Raw genomic sequence first — 13791 nt, forward strand, 5'->3', positions numbered from 1 at the left:
AATCTGAACGCCGGCGGCCCCCGTTGGGTCGAAACGTCCAAGCCATACCGCGAGGAGGACCTCATGAAGAAGTTGCTGACCATTGCAATCCTGGCCGCTGCCGCCGTTGCGGTGCCGCTGGTGGTGGCGCAGAACGCTGGCCAGCCGGCCCCGCAGCAGGGTGACCAGGCCGACAAAGCGCAGGCCGAGGCCGATGCCAAGGCCAAGCGTCGGGCCCAGGCCAATGCCGAAATGAAGGCGCAGGGCCAGCCGGCCCCGCAGAAGGAAGAAGAGGAAGAGGCGCGGAAGAAGCGCTGATCCCGCAACCTGCCAAGCGCCCTTGCGACAAGGGTTGCGCACCGGAACGCCCCGCCCAGCGGGGCGTTTTTTGTTGGATCGGCCGCACAAGCCCCTTGGGTTGGCGGCCATCAATCTGTAAACTATGGCTTTCCGGGAGTAAGTGCGTGTCCACCATTTGCGAATGGGCTGGAGCGGCCAAGCGTGGCTTCCAGCATGGCGGGTCGCAGGTGACGGTCGATTTGACCGGCACGGCCACCCCGACCTCGCACGATGGTCCCCGTCCGGCGCGTGCCGCCGCACGGACCCGCACCTCCCTCGCTGTCCCAGCGAACCGGAAAACCCCCTCCGAGCACCATGCCCGCCCTCCGGGTGCGCGTGGTGCTGCCGTTTTCCATTTCCAGACAGGATGCTTGCAGCCATGACTCCCTTGATTTTCGTAACCGGCGGCGTGGTGTCCTCGCTCGGCAAAGGCATTGCCGCCGCGTCGCTGGCCGCCATTCTCGAAGCCCGTGGCCTGAAGGTCACGATGATGAAGCTCGACCCGTACATCAACGTCGACCCGGGCACCATGAGCCCGTTCCAGCACGGTGAGGTCTATGTCACCGACGACGGCGCCGAGACCGACCTCGACCTGGGCCATTACGAGCGCTTCGTGCGCACCCGCCTGAGCCGCAAGAACTCGGTCACCACCGGCCGCATCTACGAGAACGTGATCCGCAAGGAGCGCCGCGGCGATTACCTGGGCGCGACCGTGCAGGTCATCCCGCACATCACCGACGAGATCCGCCGCTGCATCGACGAAGCCACCGAAGGCTACGACGTGGCGCTGGTCGAGATCGGCGGTACTGTCGGCGACATCGAGTCGCTGCCGTTCCTGGAAGCGATCCGCCAGGTGCGCACCGAGCGTGGCCCGGAGAAGGCACTGTTCATGCACCTCACCCTGGTGCCGTACATCGGCGCCGCCGGCGAGCTGAAGACCAAGCCGACCCAGCACTCGGTGAAGGAACTGCGTTCGATCGGCATCCAGCCGGACGTGCTGCTGTGCCGTTCCGAGCAGGCGGTGCCGGATTCGGAGCGCCGCAAGATCGCCCAGTTCACCAACGTTTCCGAGCGCGCGGTGATCAGCGTGCCGGACGTGGACGTGCTGTACCGCATTCCGTCGGGCCTGCACGCGCAGGGCCTGGACGAGATCGTGGTCAACCAGCTGAAGCTGGCCGACAAGGCCGGCCCGGTCGATCTGTCGATGTGGGAAGACGCGGTCGATGCGACCCTGCACCCGCTGGACGAAGTGACCATCGCCGTGGTCGGCAAGTACGTCGACCACCAGGACGCCTACAAGTCGGTCGGCGAAGCACTCAAGCACGGTGGCCTGCGCCAGCGCACCAAGGTCAACCTGAAGTGGCTGGAAGCCCAGGACCTGGAAGGCACCGACATGGCTGCACTGGCCGATGTCGACGGCATCCTGGTGCCGGGTGGCTTCGGTGACCGTGGTTTCGAAGGCAAGGTGCTGACCTCGAAGTTCGCCCGCGAGCAGCACGTGCCGTACTTCGGCATCTGCTATGGCATGCAGGCGGCCGTCGTCGATTACGCGCGCAACGTGGTCGGCCTGGAAGGCGCCAACAGCACCGAGAACGATCGCCAGTCGCCGAACCCGGTGATCGGCCTGATCACCGAATGGCGCACCGCCACCGGCGATGTCGAGAAGCGTGACGACAAGAGCGACCTGGGTGGCACCATGCGCCTGGGCCTGCAGGAGCAGCGCCTGAAGCCGGGCACGCTGGCCCGTGAGCTGTACGGCAAGGACGTGGTCGCCGAGCGCCACCGCCATCGTTATGAGTTCAACAACCGCTACCGCACCCAGCTGGAAGATGCGGGCCTGGTGATCGCCGGCAAGTCGATGGACGACACCCTGGTGGAAGTGGTCGAGCTGCCGCGCGATGCGCATCCGTGGTTCCTGGCCTGCCAGGCGCATCCGGAATTCCTGTCCACGCCGCGTGATGGCCACCCGCTGTTCATCGGTTTCATCCGTGCCGCGCGCGAGCGCAAGGCCGGCGGCAAGCTGCTGCAGGAAGCCCGCGCCTGACTTGTGATGGGGGCCGCCGGCCCCCATCTTGCACGCTTCAACCCCCAGCGCACCGGCCCAGCCGGTGCCGCGGACAACAAGGAAACGCCATGAAACTGTGTGGATTCGAGGTCGGGCTGGACCAGCCCCTGTTCCTGATCGCCGGCCCCTGCGTGATCGAGTCGATGCAGCTGCAGCTCGATACCGCCGGCAAGCTGAAGGAAGTCACCGACAAGCTCGGTGTCAACTTCATCTTCAAGTCCAGCTTCGACAAGGCCAACCGCACCTCGGGCACCGCGTTCCGCGGCCCGGGCATGGAAGAGGGCCTGAAGGTCCTGGCCGAGGTCAAGAAGCAGATCGGCGTGCCGGTGCTGACCGACGTCCACGAATACACCCCGATGGACGAAGTGGCTTCGGTGGTGGACGTGCTGCAGACCCCGGCGTTCCTGGTCCGCCAGACCGACTTCATCCGCAAGGTGTGCTCGGCCGGCAAGCCGGTCAACATCAAGAAGGGCCAGTTCCTGGCGCCGTGGGACATGAAGCCGGTCGTGGAGAAGGCCAAGGCCACCGGCAACGAGCAGATCATGGTCTGCGAGCGCGGTGCCAGCTTCGGCTACAACAACCTGGTCAGCGACATGCGTTCGCTGGCGGTGATGCGCGATACCGGTTGCCCGGTGGTGTTCGATGCCACCCATTCGGTGCAGCTGCCGGGCGGGCAGGGCACCAGTTCCGGTGGCCAGCGTGAGCACGTGCCGGTGCTGGCCCGTGCCGCCGTGGCGGTAGGCATCTCCGGCCTGTTCGCCGAGACCCATCCGGACCCGTCCAAGGCCCTGTCCGATGGCCCCAATGCGTGGCCGCTGGACCAGATGGAAGCGCTGCTCGAGACCCTGATGGAGCTCGACGCGGTGACCAAGAAGCACGGCTTCTCGCGCTTCGCGTGAGTCGTGACCCGTGGGTGGCGCTGGAAGACCAGCGCCACCGCCGGCACTGGAAGCAGTGGCCGTGGGGCCTGATCGCACTGGGCCTGGCCGTGCTGTTCACCGTGGGCATGTTCGGCCTGGCGCTGATCGGTGCGGCGTCGGTGCGTCCCCCGGGTGATGGCAGCAGCGCGCTCGATCTGCGGACGTACTTCATTGCGCTGCTGGTCGCGGAGCTGCTCGGTGCCGTGGGCTGCGTCGCTGCCGCTGTACTTGCGTGGCGGCTGAATCGCGGCAAGGTGGCGGCTGGCCTGGCGATCATCCTGCTTTCGCTGTGGCTTGGCGCCCTGTTCTACGGATTGCTTTGATGAATACGAGCACGTCAGCGCGCGGCTGGCCCTGGGGCCTGATCGCGCTGGGGCTGTCCGTGCTCGCCTGGACGTCCCTGCTGCTGGGTGTAATGGCCTTCGCGGCCAGCTTCGGCTCACCGGGTGACGGCAACCACGGCATGCGGGCCATGCAGTACTGGATTCTGGCTGCTCTGGTCATGCTGGGTCTGTCGTTCTTCGGCAGCCTGGTGGCGATGGTGCTGGCCTGGCGACGCAGGCGGGGAGCGGTCTGCGCCACCATTGCAGGCGCATTGCTGACGCTGCTGGTGTCGATGGTCCTGATCGTGATCGGGTCCAGCTGGGGCTGATGCCGCCCAGGCCATTTGGCAAGTGGCGGGCAGCCGGGGATAATCACGCGGCATTCGTTTTGTCGCCCCCTCTCCATACAGGTAACCGGCCCGACCATGAGTACGATCCGCAGCATCCACGCCCGTGAAATCCTCGACAGCCGTGGCAACCCCACGCTGGAAGCCGAAGTCATCCTGGAGGACGGTTCGTTCGGTCGTGCCGCGGTTCCCTCCGGCGCCTCGACCGGCACCAAGGAAGCGGTCGAGCTGCGTGACGGCGACAAGACCCGTTACCTGGGCAAGGGCGTTCGCAAGGCCGTCGACAACGTCAACACCACCATCGCCAATGCGCTGAAGGGCTTCGAAGCCACCGACCAGGCTGGCCTCGACCGTCGCCTGATCGACCTTGACGGCACCGAGAACAAGGGCCGCCTGGGCGCCAACGCGCTGCTGGGTGTTTCGATGGCCGCCGCGCATGCCGCCGCTGCATCGAACAAGCAGGCGCTGTGGCAGTACCTGGCTGCCAAGACCGGCGTGACCCCGTCGCTGCCGGTGCCGATGATGAACATCATCAACGGCGGCGCGCATGCCGACAACAACGTCGACTTCCAAGAGTTCATGGTGCTGCCGGTCGGCTTCACCTCGTTCTCCGAAGCGCTGCGTGCCGGCACCGAAATCTTCCATTCGCTGAAGTCGGTGCTGAAGGGCCACGGCCTGAGCACGGCGGTGGGCGACGAAGGTGGCTTCGCGCCGGACTTCCGCAGCAACGTCGAAGCACTCGACACCATCCTCGAAGCGATCGGCAAGGCCGGCTACACCGCCGGTGAAGACGTGCTGCTGGGCCTGGACGTGGCCTCCAGCGAATTCTTCGAGAACGGCAAGTACAACCTGGTCGGCGAGAACAAGCGCCTGACCTCCGAGCAGTTCGTCGACTTCCTCGCCGACTGGGCCGCGCAGTACCCGATCATCACGATTGAAGATGGCCTGGCCGAGAACGACTGGGCCGGCTGGAAGCTGTTGACCGACCGCATCGGCAAGAAGGTGCAGCTGGTCGGCGACGACCTGTTCGTGACCAACCCGAAGATCTTCCAGGAAGGCATCGACTCGGGCACCGCCAACGCGATCCTGATCAAGGTCAACCAGATCGGCACCCTCAGCGAAACCCTGGAAGCGATCGCCATGGCCGACCGTGCCGGCTACGCCGCCGTGGTCTCGCACCGTTCGGGCGAAACCGAAGACACCACCATCGCCGATATCGCGGTGGCCACCACCGCCACCCAGATCAAGACCGGCTCGCTGTGCCGCAGCGATCGCGTGGCCAAGTACAACCAGCTGCTGCGCATCGAGGAAGCCCTCGGCGCCGGCGCGCGTTACGCCGGTCGTGACGCGTTCGTTTCGCTGAAGCGCTGAGCCGATGCGCGACTGGCGCTGGATGCTGCTGGTGCTGGCCCTGTTGCTGGGCTGGCTGCAGTACCGCTTCTGGTTTGGTCCGGGCAATTCGGGCGAAGTGATGATGCTCGAAGCCCAGGTCGCCAACCAGGAGCGGGACAATGAGGGTCTGCAGCAGCGCAACGACGCACTGGCTGCCGAAGTGAAGGACCTCAAGGAAGGCCAGTCCGCCATCGAGGAGCGCGCGCGCAGCGAGCTGGGCATGATCAAGCCCGGCGAGAAGTTCTACCGCGTGGTCGAGGATGCGCCGGTTCGCCCGGCGCAGCCCGCAGCAGGCGTCAATGCCCAGGCCGGCGAACACCCGGCGGACGTGCCATGAGCGCGGCGATCTGGGTGGTGGTTCCGGCCGCGGGCCGTGGCGCCCGCTTCGGCGCGCCGCTGCCCAAGCAGTACCTGCAGGCGGGCGGGCAGATCCTGCTTGCCCACACCCTGGACGCGCTGCTGGCGCATCCGGCCGTGGCCGGGGCGATGGTAGTGATCGGTCCGGACGATGCCGACTGGCCGGGCTGGAGTGAATGGGCCGGCAAACCGGTACTGACCTGCATCGGCGGCGCGACCCGTGCCGCCTCGGTGCTGGCCGGGCTGCAGGCGCTGCCGGACTCGGTGCGCGCCGATGAATTCGTGCTGGTCCACGATGCCGCGCGACCCAACCTGTCGCTGGCCGATCTTGGCCGCCTGCTTGAAGTCGGCCGTGCCGATCCGGTCGGCGCGATCCTGGCCGCACCGGTGCGCGACACCCTCAAGCGCGCCGGCGACGACGGTGGCATCGATGGCACCGAGCCGCGCGAGCGCCTGTGGCGTGCACTGACACCGCAGCTGTTTCGCCGCCACCAGCTCAGCCGCGCGCTGTCCGAAGCCGCCGCCGCCGGTATTGAAGTCACCGATGAGGCCATGGCCATGGAGCGCCAGGGCCAGCGCCCGCTGCTGGTGGAAGGCAGCGAGGACAACTTCAAGGTCACCACCCCGGCCGATCTGGACCGGTTCGAATTCGTACTTTCCCGCCGCGCCGGCTGATTACCCGCGCGGCCCTGTAGCAAGGGTTGCATCCATGAGCACCGCACCGTTCCCGCCCGTCCGCATCGGCCAGGGCTACGACGTCCATGCCTTCGGTGAAGGCGATCACATCATGCTTGGCGGAGTGAACGTGCCGCACAGCTGCGGCGTGCTCGCACACAGCGACGGCGACGTGATCCTGCATGCCCTGTGTGATGCCATGCTCGGCGCGCTGGCGCTGGGTGACATCGGCCAGCATTTCCCGCCCAGTGATGACCGCTGGAAGGGCGCCGACAGCAGCGATTTCGTGCGCCACTGCGACAGCCTGCTGCGTGAGCGCGGCTGGCGCGTCGGCAACACCGACATCACCGTGATCTGCGAGCGGCCGAAGGTCGGTCCGCATGCGCTGGCCATGCGTGAGCGCATCGGCGGGCTGCTGCAGCTGCCGCTGGACGCGGTCAGCGTCAAGGCCACCACCTCGGAGAAGCTGGGCTTCACCGGCCGTGGTGAAGGCATCGCCGCGCAGGCCGTTGTGCTGCTGGTGGCGGCATGATTCCGTTGCCGTTGGCGTTTGGTGCGCCGTTGTTGACGGCGCGCATCCGCACCACGCCGGACGATTTCCAGGTGGATGAACTGCCGGCCTTCGAGGCCACCGGTGAAGGCGAGCACCTGCTGCTGCACATCCGCAAGCGCGGCGCCAACACCGTGCATGTGGCCAAGCTGCTGGCCACGTGGGCGGGCCTGCCGGAAATGGCGGTGAGCTACGCCGGGATGAAAGACCGCCACGCGGTCACCACCCAGCGTTTCAGCGTGCACCTGCCCAAGCGCATCGCGCCGGACCTGGCCGGGTTGGCCAGTGACGAGATCGAAGTGCTCGAAGCGACCTGGCACAACCGCAAGCTGCAGCGCGGTGCACTGGCCGGCAACCGCTTCAAGCTGGTGCTGCGCGAGGTGCAGGGGGATGCCGCCGCGATCAGCGAGCGCCTGCAGCAGATTGCCGCGCGCGGCCTGCCGAACTGGTTCGGTGAGCAGCGCTTCGGGCGTGACGGTGGCAATGTTCCGGCCGCGCTGGCGATGTTCGGTGGCCGTCGCATGCGCAAGGACCAGCGCTCGCTGCTGCTGTCGGCGGCGCGTTCGGCGCTGTTCAATCGCGTGCTGGCCGCACGCGTGGAGCAGGGCAACTGGGACCAGCCGCTCGATGGCGAAGTCTGGATGCTCGATGGCAGTCGCAGCGTGTTCGGCCCCGAGCCGTACACCGATGTGCTGGCCGAGCGGCTGGCGCGTTTCGACATCCATCCCAGTGCACCGCTGTGGGGCGAAGGCGAGCTGCGCAGCACCGACGCGGCACGTGAGCTGGAGCTGGCCGCGCTGGCCGACGACGAGTCGAAGGCACTGCGGGCCGGCCTGGAAGACGCGCGCCTGAAGCAGGAGCGCCGCGCGTTGCGCCTGCGCCCGGCGCTGCTGCAGCACCAGTGGCTGGCCGACGACGTGCTGGAACTGTCGTTCGCGCTGCCGCCAGGCTGCTACGCCACCGCCGTGCTGCACGAGCTCGGCCCGGTCGAAGACGCCTCGCAGGCCTGAGCAGAAAAGGGGACGGAGGCGAAGAGCATCCACGCATGGCGTGGACCTACTTTCCTCCGCTCGCCACAGTAGATCCACGCCATGCGTGGATGGTTTACCTCAACGCCGTGCCAGCAGCACCAGTACCGCGCCGGTGCCACCTTGTCCGGTCGGTGCCGAATGGAATGCCAGCACGTCGTTGCGCAGCCGCAGCAGGCGATCGACCAGGTTCTTCAGCACCGGCGCACCGCCATCGGACTGCAGACCCTTGCCGTGGATGATGCGCACGCAGCCGTACTCGTGTGCATGCGCTTCCAGCAGGAACTGGCGCAGCAGGGCTTCGGCCTGCGCGGCGGTGGCGCCGTGCAGATCCAGTTCGTCCTGCACCGAGTACTGGCCGCGCTTGAGACGCTGGAACAGGCGTGGTGGCAGGTTGTCGCGGCGATAGCTGGCCACGTCGCCGGCTTCCAGTGGCGTACTGTCGCGCAGCAGCCGGGCGAACTCGCCGGCCGCTTCGGCCTCGTCACGTTCGGCCATGCGTGCACGCGGTTTCGGCCGGGGCGCGGCAGGTGCCGGCTCGGCATCCTTGCGCAGCGGCGTCACTTCGCCGATGGCCGCACGGAACAATGCGGCCGGATCTTCGTCTTCAGGGTGCGACATGCGCACAGGGTAAACCGCCGGCGCAGGTCTGCCTATGACGGTTCGATGTCGGCCGTGACCGCCGACAGGGTAGGACCGGCGGCTCGCATGCGGCACAATAGACGATGCCCTTGCAGGGTCGACCGCTTCCGCAGGGGAGCGCGACGGTCCCGCCCACACTGCACGGTGATGGAATCGAATTCTTGGAAAATCAAGCGGTTAAATCGAAGATGCGAATCCTGGTCAGCAATGACGATGGTGTCGACGCCGCAGGCATCCGGATGCTTGCCTCGGTCCTGCGCGAGGCCGGTCACGAAGTCACGGTGGTTGCGCCCGACCGCGATCGCTCCGGCGCCAGCAACTCGCTGACCCTGGACCTGCCGATCCGGCTCAAGCGCATCGACCATTACACCGTCTCGGTGGCCGGCACACCCACCGACTGCGTGCACCTGGCGCTGACCGGCCTGCTTGAATTCGAGCCTGACATTGTCGTGTCCGGCATCAACAACGCCGCCAATCTCGGCGACGACGTGATCTATTCCGGCACCGTCTCGGCGGCGATGGAAGGTCGCTTCCTCGGCCTGCCGGCCGTGGCGGTCTCGCTGGTCAGCCGCAACCACGATCCGAAGCACTTCGAGACCGCCGCGCGTGCCGCGGTGGAGATCGTCGCCCGGCTGAAGGCCGATCCGCTGCCGGCCGACACCATCCTCAACGTCAACGTGCCGGACCTGCCGTGGAGCGAGGTCAAGGGCTTCGAGGTCACCCGCCTCGGCAACCGCCATCGTGCCGAAGGCTGCATCGCGCAGAAGGATCCGCGCGGCAACGAGGTGTACTGGATCGGCCCGGCCGGCCGTGAGCAGGACTCCGGTCCCGGTACCGATTTCCACGCGGTGCGCACCGGCCACATCTCGATCACCCCGATCCAGGTCGACCTCACCCGCTACCAGGCGCTGGAGAAGGTCGCCAGCTGGGTGGGCGGCCTCAGTGCCGCGCTGGATCAGCCGGCATGAGTCCACGCCTGCGATTGCAGCCGGAAGCCGTCGGTATCGGCATGACCTCGCAACGCGTGCGTGATCGTCTGGTCGACCGCCTGCGTGAAGTCGGCATTGTCGACGAATCCACCTTGAACGCGATCCGGGTGGTGCCGCGCCATCTGTTCATCGATGAAGCGCTGGCCTCGCGTGCCTATGAGGACACCGCGCTGCCGATCGGCCATGGCCAGACCATCTCGCAGCCCTGGGTGGTCGCGCGGATGACCGAGGCGGTCCTCCAGGTCGCGCCGAAGCGCGTGCTGGAAGTCGGCACCGGGTCCGGCTACCAGGCCGCCATCCTCGGCGCACTGGGCCTGGAGGTCTACACCGTGGAGCGCATCGGCGACCTGCTGCGGCAGGCACGCAAGCGCTTCCGCGCACTGGGCATGAACATCCGCACCAAGCATGACGACGGCCGCGCCGGCTGGGCCGAGCACGGCCCGTTCGATGCCATCGTGGTCACCGCCGCGGCGCCGGCACTGGTCGATGAACTGGTTGGGCAGCTGGCCGAAGGCGGGCGCCTGGTGGCGCCGGTCGGTGGCCCGGGCGGGCAGTCGCTGGTGCAGCTGGACCGCAAGCCCGATGGCAGCATCGAACAACGCGTGCTGGCGCCGGTCACGTTCGTGCCGCTGCTGTCTGGCATGCTCGACTAATCCACGGAGCAGGGTTGCATGAAGATTTTCGGGCCGCTGTACGAGCGGGCGATGAAGTGGGCCGCGCACGAACGCGCGCCGACCTACCTGACGGTGTTGAGCTTCTTCGAGGCGATCATCTTCCCGGTGATGCCGGAGGTGATGCTGGCACCGATGTGCGTGGCCCAGCCCAAGCGAGGCTGGTGGTTTGCCACCCTCAGCCTGGCCGGCTCGATGGTCGGTGCGCTGGTCGGCTACGCGCTGGGTCACTACGCCTTCGAGGCGATCAAGCCGCTGTTCGAAGCGCTGGGCATGCTGCCGGCGATCGAGCAGGGCATCACCACCGTGCAGGCGAAGATGGTCGAGTCGCCGTGGGCGGTGTTCACCTTCCTGGTGCTGGGCGGCTTCATGCCCATCCCGATGAAGGTCTTCACGTGGGCATCGGGTATCGTCGGCGTACCGATGCCGCAGTACCTGTTGAGCATGCTGATCGGTCGTGGCAAGCGCGTGTTCGTGCTGGCCGCGGTCATCCGTATCGGTGGTGCGCGTGCCGAAGCGGCATTGCGTCGCTGGATTGAACCGCTGGGCTGGATCGCCACCGCGCTGGTGGTGGTGCTGATCGTCTGGCTTGTATGGAGGTCGAAGTTCGCATGAGTCCTGATCGTCTGAGCAAGGGAGTGCGCATCGGCGCGCTGGCGTTGCTGGTTTCCACCCTGGCCGCCTGCGGCACCGCCACCGTGGTCCGCCCCGGCGGCGGCAGTGCCGGTGGTGGCGTCACCACGCCGAAGACTTCGGTGCCCAAGCCCGGGCAGACCGTGGTGGTGCGCAAGGGTGACACCATCTACGCGCTGGCCCGCATCCATGACATCACGCCGGCCGACCTGATCGCCTGGAACAGCCTGGACAACCCTTCGACCATCCATCCGGGCCAGGTGATCCGGCTGTACCCGGCCGGTGCCAGCGGCGGCCGCGCACCGACCACGGTTGTCACCCCGCCGCGCTCGGGTGGCAGCAGCGCCGGCAGCACCGCGCCAGCCCCGGCGCCGGTTGGTCCGGTGAAGAGCAACATCGCCTGGCGCTGGCCGGCCGATGGCGCGATCGTCGGCCGCTACGTTGCAGGTGACGCGACCAAGCAGGGCGTGGACATCGCCGGTACCAGCGGCCAGGCTGTCAAGGCCACTGCCAACGGCGTGGTGGTGTACTCCGGTGCCGGCCTGGTCGGCTACGGCGAGCTGATCATCATCAAGCACAGCGACCAGTGGCTGTCGGCCTATGGCCACAACCGCAAGCGCCTTGTGAATGAAGGGCAGAGCGTGAAGGCCGGCGAGCAGATCGCCGAGATGGGCCGCACCGGTGCGAACCGCGACATGGTCCACTTCGAGATTCGCTACAACGGCAAGCCGGTGGACCCGCAGCAGTACCTGCCGGCGCGTTGACGCCGTTGGATCAGGCGGCGCCGGGCCTTGCCCGGCGTTGTTGACCTGTAGCGTCGAGCCATGCTCGACCCGGGTACCGCAGAGATGCGGCCATTTGCGATCTTATGTGTCGCTGGCCCACCTTCACGGCGTAGGGAATACCCGGCATTCTTGAGCCGACCCATCCGTCCCGGTGCCCCGTGTTCCGCGTTGCTTTCGCTCTCGCGTTGCTCATCGTCGCGCCGCTGGCCATCGCAGCCAGCGATCCGCGTGGCGTGGTCACCCGTCTCTACGACGCAGTGCAGGCGCCGGCGTCGAACGAATCGACCATTCCGTCGCTGCTGGGCGATGCCCTGCGCTCAGCCGTCGACGCGCAGCGCACTTACGAGCGGGCCTGCGCTGCGCTTGCTGCGCACGACGAGAAGCCGCACATGCTCGACCAGAGCCCCTATCTGCTGGCGCCGGACCGGCCGGAGACGATAACGATGGGAACGCCCGGATCGAGCGGTGACGCCACCTGGATCCGCGTCGACATGGCGGTGGGCGACTATCGCTGGACCGACCGGGTCCTGCTGCAGCGGCAGGGCCCGGACTGGAAGGTCATGGATATCCGCTGGGGGCAGGGCGGCAGCCTGATCGGTCGATTGCAGCAGTTTTCGGCCTTCCGCTGCACACCTTCGGGCGGCTAGCGCCGGGACGCGCCCGGCAACCCGAACTCAGCCTTCCAGGATGAAGGCGGCCGCGACCTTGCGGCCTTCGCCGGCCAGGATGTTGAAGGTGCGCGCGGCGGCCGGGTTGTTCATCACTTCCAGGCCGATGCCGCGCGACAGGCAGGCGGCCATCACCACAGCCGGCGGAAACACCTGGCGGTCACCGGTGCCGAGCACGATCAGCGCCGGATTCAGCGCCAGGATCGGTTCCAGGTCCGACAACTGCAGCGCGGCGGCAGCCGCCACCGGCCAGTCCGTGACCAGCTGGTCCGGGGTCAGGAAAAAGCTGCTGCCCAGCACCTGGTCGTTGACCTTGGCCGAGCGGCCATCGGCGGCGCGCAGGCTGTAGGCGTAGTCAGGCGGTTCGTGGTTCAGCTGCATGGCGTCAGGGCGATCAGCCGCGCGGCAGCACGATCTGGCGCTGTTCCTTGCTCGGGCGGTACAGCACGGCGACGTGGCCGATGCGCTGCACCAGCGCGCTCTCGGTGGCTTCGACAATCTCGCCGATCATCACGTCACGGGCGTCGCGATCCTCGGCAGCGACCTTCACCTTGACCAGTTCGTGGCGCTCCAGCACTTCGTTCAGCTCAGCGATGAAGGCCGGGGTCACGCCCTTGCCGCCGGTCTGCAGCAGGGCCTTCAGGTCGTGGGCTTGGCCGCGCAGGAAACGGGTCTGGGAGGCGGTCAGGGCGATGGACATGCAGGAAAACACGGTTGAATGGGGCGATCAGGGTATCATGAGGACCCCATCAGCCCCTATTTTCAATGGCTACCCGCAGCAAAAGCAGCCAGCGCTGGCTCAAGGAACACTTCTCCGACCCCTTCGTGAAGAAGGCGCAGGCCGAAGGCATGCGCTCGCGCGCCGCCTACAAGCTCGAGGAGCTGCTCGTACGTGACCGGTTGCTGAAGCCGCACATGGTGGTGGTCGACCTCGGCGCGGCGCCGGGTGGCTGGTCTCAGCAGGTTCGGAGACAGATTGGCGACACCGGGCGCGTGCTGGCCCTGGACATCCTGGACATGCCGCCGCTGGCCGGCGTGGAGTTCCTTCATGGTGACTTCAGGGAAGAAGCCGTCCTATCGCAGTTTGAAGCCATGCTCGGGGATCAGCCGGTAGACCTTGTGCTGTCGGACATGGCCCCCAATAAGAGTGGTGTGGGCGCGGTCGACCAGCCGCGGATGATGCACCTGGCGGAGCTGGCCCTGGATTTTGCCGACAACCACCTGAAGACCGGTGGGGCATTCCTGATCAAGCTGTTCCAGGGCGAGGGCTTTGACGACTACGTGCGCGACATGCGCCGCCGGTACGACAAGGTCTCCATCCGCAAGCCGGAAGCCTCGCGCAAGCGCTCTCCCGAGGTGTATGCCTTGGGTCAGGGAAAACGCGCCCACATGAAGTAAGCTCGCAATGTACGCAAGTTCGACCCCAAC

At 67.1% G+C, this 13791-nt stretch carries 19 protein-coding genes; 16 read left to right on the top strand and 3 right to left on the bottom strand.

Annotation, left to right across the window (positions count from 1 at the left end):
• Positions 1-63 precede the first annotated feature (63 nt).
• From DFO63_RS19680 to truD, 10 genes are all read left to right on the top strand, one after another.
• Positions 64-297: a hypothetical protein gene (locus tag DFO63_RS19680; RefSeq protein ID WP_014036734.1), complete on the top strand. Its 234-nt coding sequence runs from the start codon at positions 64-66 to the stop codon at positions 295-297.
• Between the two features lie 400 nt (positions 298-697).
• Positions 698-2362, top strand: coding sequence for a CTP synthase (locus DFO63_RS19685; RefSeq protein ID WP_014036735.1), 1665 nt, complete (start codon positions 698-700; stop codon positions 2360-2362).
• Between the two features lie 89 nt (positions 2363-2451).
• Entirely contained in the window at positions 2452-3282 is an 831-nt protein-coding gene (kdsA, locus tag DFO63_RS19690) for a 3-deoxy-8-phosphooctulonate synthase (protein WP_014036736.1), read from the top strand.
• Complete coding sequence (locus DFO63_RS19695) at positions 3279-3626, top strand: hypothetical protein (RefSeq protein ID WP_049445683.1); 348 nt, start codon at positions 3279-3281, stop codon at positions 3624-3626. The genes kdsA and DFO63_RS19695 overlap by 4 nt, the downstream gene beginning before the upstream one ends.
• Positions 3626-3955 (top strand): hypothetical protein, encoded by a 330-nt coding sequence (locus DFO63_RS19700; protein WP_119007641.1) that lies wholly within the window; start codon positions 3626-3628, stop codon positions 3953-3955. The genes DFO63_RS19695 and DFO63_RS19700 overlap by 1 nt, the downstream gene beginning before the upstream one ends.
• Positions 3956-4051: 96 nt before the next feature.
• Positions 4052-5344: a phosphopyruvate hydratase gene (gene eno / locus DFO63_RS19705; RefSeq protein WP_014036739.1), complete on the top strand. Its 1293-nt coding sequence runs from the start codon at positions 4052-4054 to the stop codon at positions 5342-5344.
• Between the two features lie 4 nt (positions 5345-5348).
• Positions 5349-5702 (top strand): cell division protein FtsB, encoded by a 354-nt coding sequence (gene ftsB, locus DFO63_RS19710; RefSeq protein ID WP_049445679.1) that lies wholly within the window; start codon positions 5349-5351, stop codon positions 5700-5702.
• Positions 5699-6397: a 2-C-methyl-D-erythritol 4-phosphate cytidylyltransferase gene (gene ispD / locus DFO63_RS19715; RefSeq protein ID WP_119007642.1), complete on the top strand. Its 699-nt coding sequence runs from the start codon at positions 5699-5701 to the stop codon at positions 6395-6397. Before ftsB ends, ispD begins: the two co-directional genes overlap by 4 nt.
• A 34-nt stretch (positions 6398-6431) precedes the next feature.
• Positions 6432-6929 carry a 2-C-methyl-D-erythritol 2,4-cyclodiphosphate synthase gene (ispF, locus tag DFO63_RS19720; RefSeq protein WP_005409005.1) on the top strand — a complete coding sequence of 166 codons (498 nt, stop codon included), beginning with the start codon at positions 6432-6434 and terminating at the stop codon, positions 6927-6929.
• A complete protein-coding gene (gene truD / locus DFO63_RS19725) occupies positions 6926-7957 on the top strand; it encodes a tRNA pseudouridine(13) synthase TruD (protein ID WP_119007643.1) in 1032 nt (343 codons plus the stop codon). The genes ispF and truD overlap by 4 nt, the downstream gene beginning before the upstream one ends.
• Positions 7958-8056: 99 nt before the next feature.
• Here truD and DFO63_RS19730 read toward each other — a convergent pair whose 3' ends face one another.
• A complete protein-coding gene (locus tag DFO63_RS19730; RefSeq protein ID WP_014036743.1) occupies positions 8057-8596 on the bottom strand; it encodes a Smr/MutS family protein in 540 nt (179 codons plus the stop codon).
• A 209-nt stretch (positions 8597-8805) separates the two neighbouring features.
• Here DFO63_RS19730 and surE point away from each other — a divergent pair, with 209 nt between their 5' ends.
• The 5 genes from surE to DFO63_RS19755 all read left to right on the top strand — a co-directional run bounded on the left by surE (position 8806) and on the right by DFO63_RS19755 (position 12342).
• Entirely contained in the window at positions 8806-9585 is a 780-nt protein-coding gene (surE, locus tag DFO63_RS19735; protein ID WP_049462715.1) for a 5'/3'-nucleotidase SurE, read from the top strand.
• Complete coding sequence (locus DFO63_RS19740; RefSeq protein ID WP_075674795.1) at positions 9582-10259, top strand: protein-L-isoaspartate(D-aspartate) O-methyltransferase; 678 nt, start codon at positions 9582-9584, stop codon at positions 10257-10259. The genes surE and DFO63_RS19740 overlap by 4 nt, the downstream gene beginning before the upstream one ends.
• A gap of 18 nt (positions 10260-10277) precedes the next feature.
• Positions 10278-10892: a YqaA family protein gene (locus DFO63_RS19745; protein ID WP_119007644.1), complete on the top strand. Its 615-nt coding sequence runs from the start codon at positions 10278-10280 to the stop codon at positions 10890-10892.
• Positions 10889-11674, top strand: a complete 786-nt coding sequence (locus DFO63_RS19750) for a peptidoglycan DD-metalloendopeptidase family protein (RefSeq protein ID WP_014036747.1) — start codon at positions 10889-10891, stop codon at positions 11672-11674. The genes DFO63_RS19745 and DFO63_RS19750 overlap by 4 nt, the downstream gene beginning before the upstream one ends.
• Positions 11675-11853: 179 nt before the next feature.
• Positions 11854-12342, top strand: coding sequence for a hypothetical protein (locus DFO63_RS19755; RefSeq protein ID WP_119007645.1), 489 nt, complete (start codon positions 11854-11856; stop codon positions 12340-12342).
• 27 nt (positions 12343-12369) lie between these two features.
• Here DFO63_RS19755 and DFO63_RS19760 read toward each other — a convergent pair whose 3' ends face one another.
• Positions 12370-12744, bottom strand: a complete 375-nt coding sequence (locus DFO63_RS19760) for an Mth938-like domain-containing protein (RefSeq protein WP_119007646.1) — start codon at positions 12742-12744, stop codon at positions 12370-12372.
• A gap of 13 nt (positions 12745-12757) precedes the next feature.
• Positions 12758-13063 (bottom strand): ribosome assembly RNA-binding protein YhbY, encoded by a 306-nt coding sequence (yhbY, locus tag DFO63_RS19765; protein ID WP_004152868.1) that lies wholly within the window; start codon positions 13061-13063, stop codon positions 12758-12760.
• Positions 13064-13128: 65 nt separating this feature from the next.
• On the opposite strand from yhbY, the gene rlmE reads away from it, so the two are divergent.
• A complete protein-coding gene (gene rlmE, locus DFO63_RS19770; RefSeq protein WP_119007647.1) occupies positions 13129-13761 on the top strand; it encodes a 23S rRNA (uridine(2552)-2'-O)-methyltransferase RlmE in 633 nt (210 codons plus the stop codon).
• Positions 13762-13791 lie beyond the last annotated feature (30 nt).

It is taken from the genome of Stenotrophomonas sp. AG209, from assembly GCF_003550055.1.
In the GTDB taxonomy this organism is placed as follows: Bacteria; Pseudomonadota; Gammaproteobacteria; order Xanthomonadales; family Xanthomonadaceae; genus Stenotrophomonas.

Coding starts and splice junctions, on each gene's coding strand:
- DFO63_RS19680 (WP_014036734.1), top strand. CDS start 64: ATGAAGAAGTTGCTGACCATTGCAATCCTGGCCGCTGCCGCCGTTGCG.
- DFO63_RS19685 (WP_014036735.1), top strand. CDS start 698: ATGACTCCCTTGATTTTCGTAACCGGCGGCGTGGTGTCCTCGCTCGGC.
- kdsA (WP_014036736.1), top strand. CDS start 2,452: ATGAAACTGTGTGGATTCGAGGTCGGGCTGGACCAGCCCCTGTTCCTG.
- DFO63_RS19700 (WP_119007641.1), top strand. CDS start 3,626: ATGAATACGAGCACGTCAGCGCGCGGCTGGCCCTGGGGCCTGATCGCG.
- eno (WP_014036739.1), top strand. CDS start 4,052: ATGAGTACGATCCGCAGCATCCACGCCCGTGAAATCCTCGACAGCCGT.
- ftsB (WP_049445679.1), top strand. CDS start 5,349: ATGCGCGACTGGCGCTGGATGCTGCTGGTGCTGGCCCTGTTGCTGGGC.
- ispD (WP_119007642.1), top strand. CDS start 5,699: ATGAGCGCGGCGATCTGGGTGGTGGTTCCGGCCGCGGGCCGTGGCGCC.
- ispF (WP_005409005.1), top strand. CDS start 6,432: ATGAGCACCGCACCGTTCCCGCCCGTCCGCATCGGCCAGGGCTACGAC.
- truD (WP_119007643.1), top strand. CDS start 6,926: ATGATTCCGTTGCCGTTGGCGTTTGGTGCGCCGTTGTTGACGGCGCGC.
- DFO63_RS19730 (WP_014036743.1), bottom strand. CDS start 8,596: ATGTCGCACCCTGAAGACGAAGATCCGGCCGCATTGTTCCGTGCGGCC.
- surE (WP_049462715.1), top strand. CDS start 8,806: ATGCGAATCCTGGTCAGCAATGACGATGGTGTCGACGCCGCAGGCATC.
- DFO63_RS19740 (WP_075674795.1), top strand. CDS start 9,582: ATGAGTCCACGCCTGCGATTGCAGCCGGAAGCCGTCGGTATCGGCATG.
- DFO63_RS19745 (WP_119007644.1), top strand. CDS start 10,278: ATGAAGATTTTCGGGCCGCTGTACGAGCGGGCGATGAAGTGGGCCGCG.
- DFO63_RS19750 (WP_014036747.1), top strand. CDS start 10,889: ATGAGTCCTGATCGTCTGAGCAAGGGAGTGCGCATCGGCGCGCTGGCG.
- DFO63_RS19760 (WP_119007646.1), bottom strand. CDS start 12,744: ATGCAGCTGAACCACGAACCGCCTGACTACGCCTACAGCCTGCGCGCC.
- yhbY (WP_004152868.1), bottom strand. CDS start 13,063: ATGTCCATCGCCCTGACCGCCTCCCAGACCCGTTTCCTGCGCGGCCAA.
- rlmE (WP_119007647.1), top strand. CDS start 13,129: ATGGCTACCCGCAGCAAAAGCAGCCAGCGCTGGCTCAAGGAACACTTC.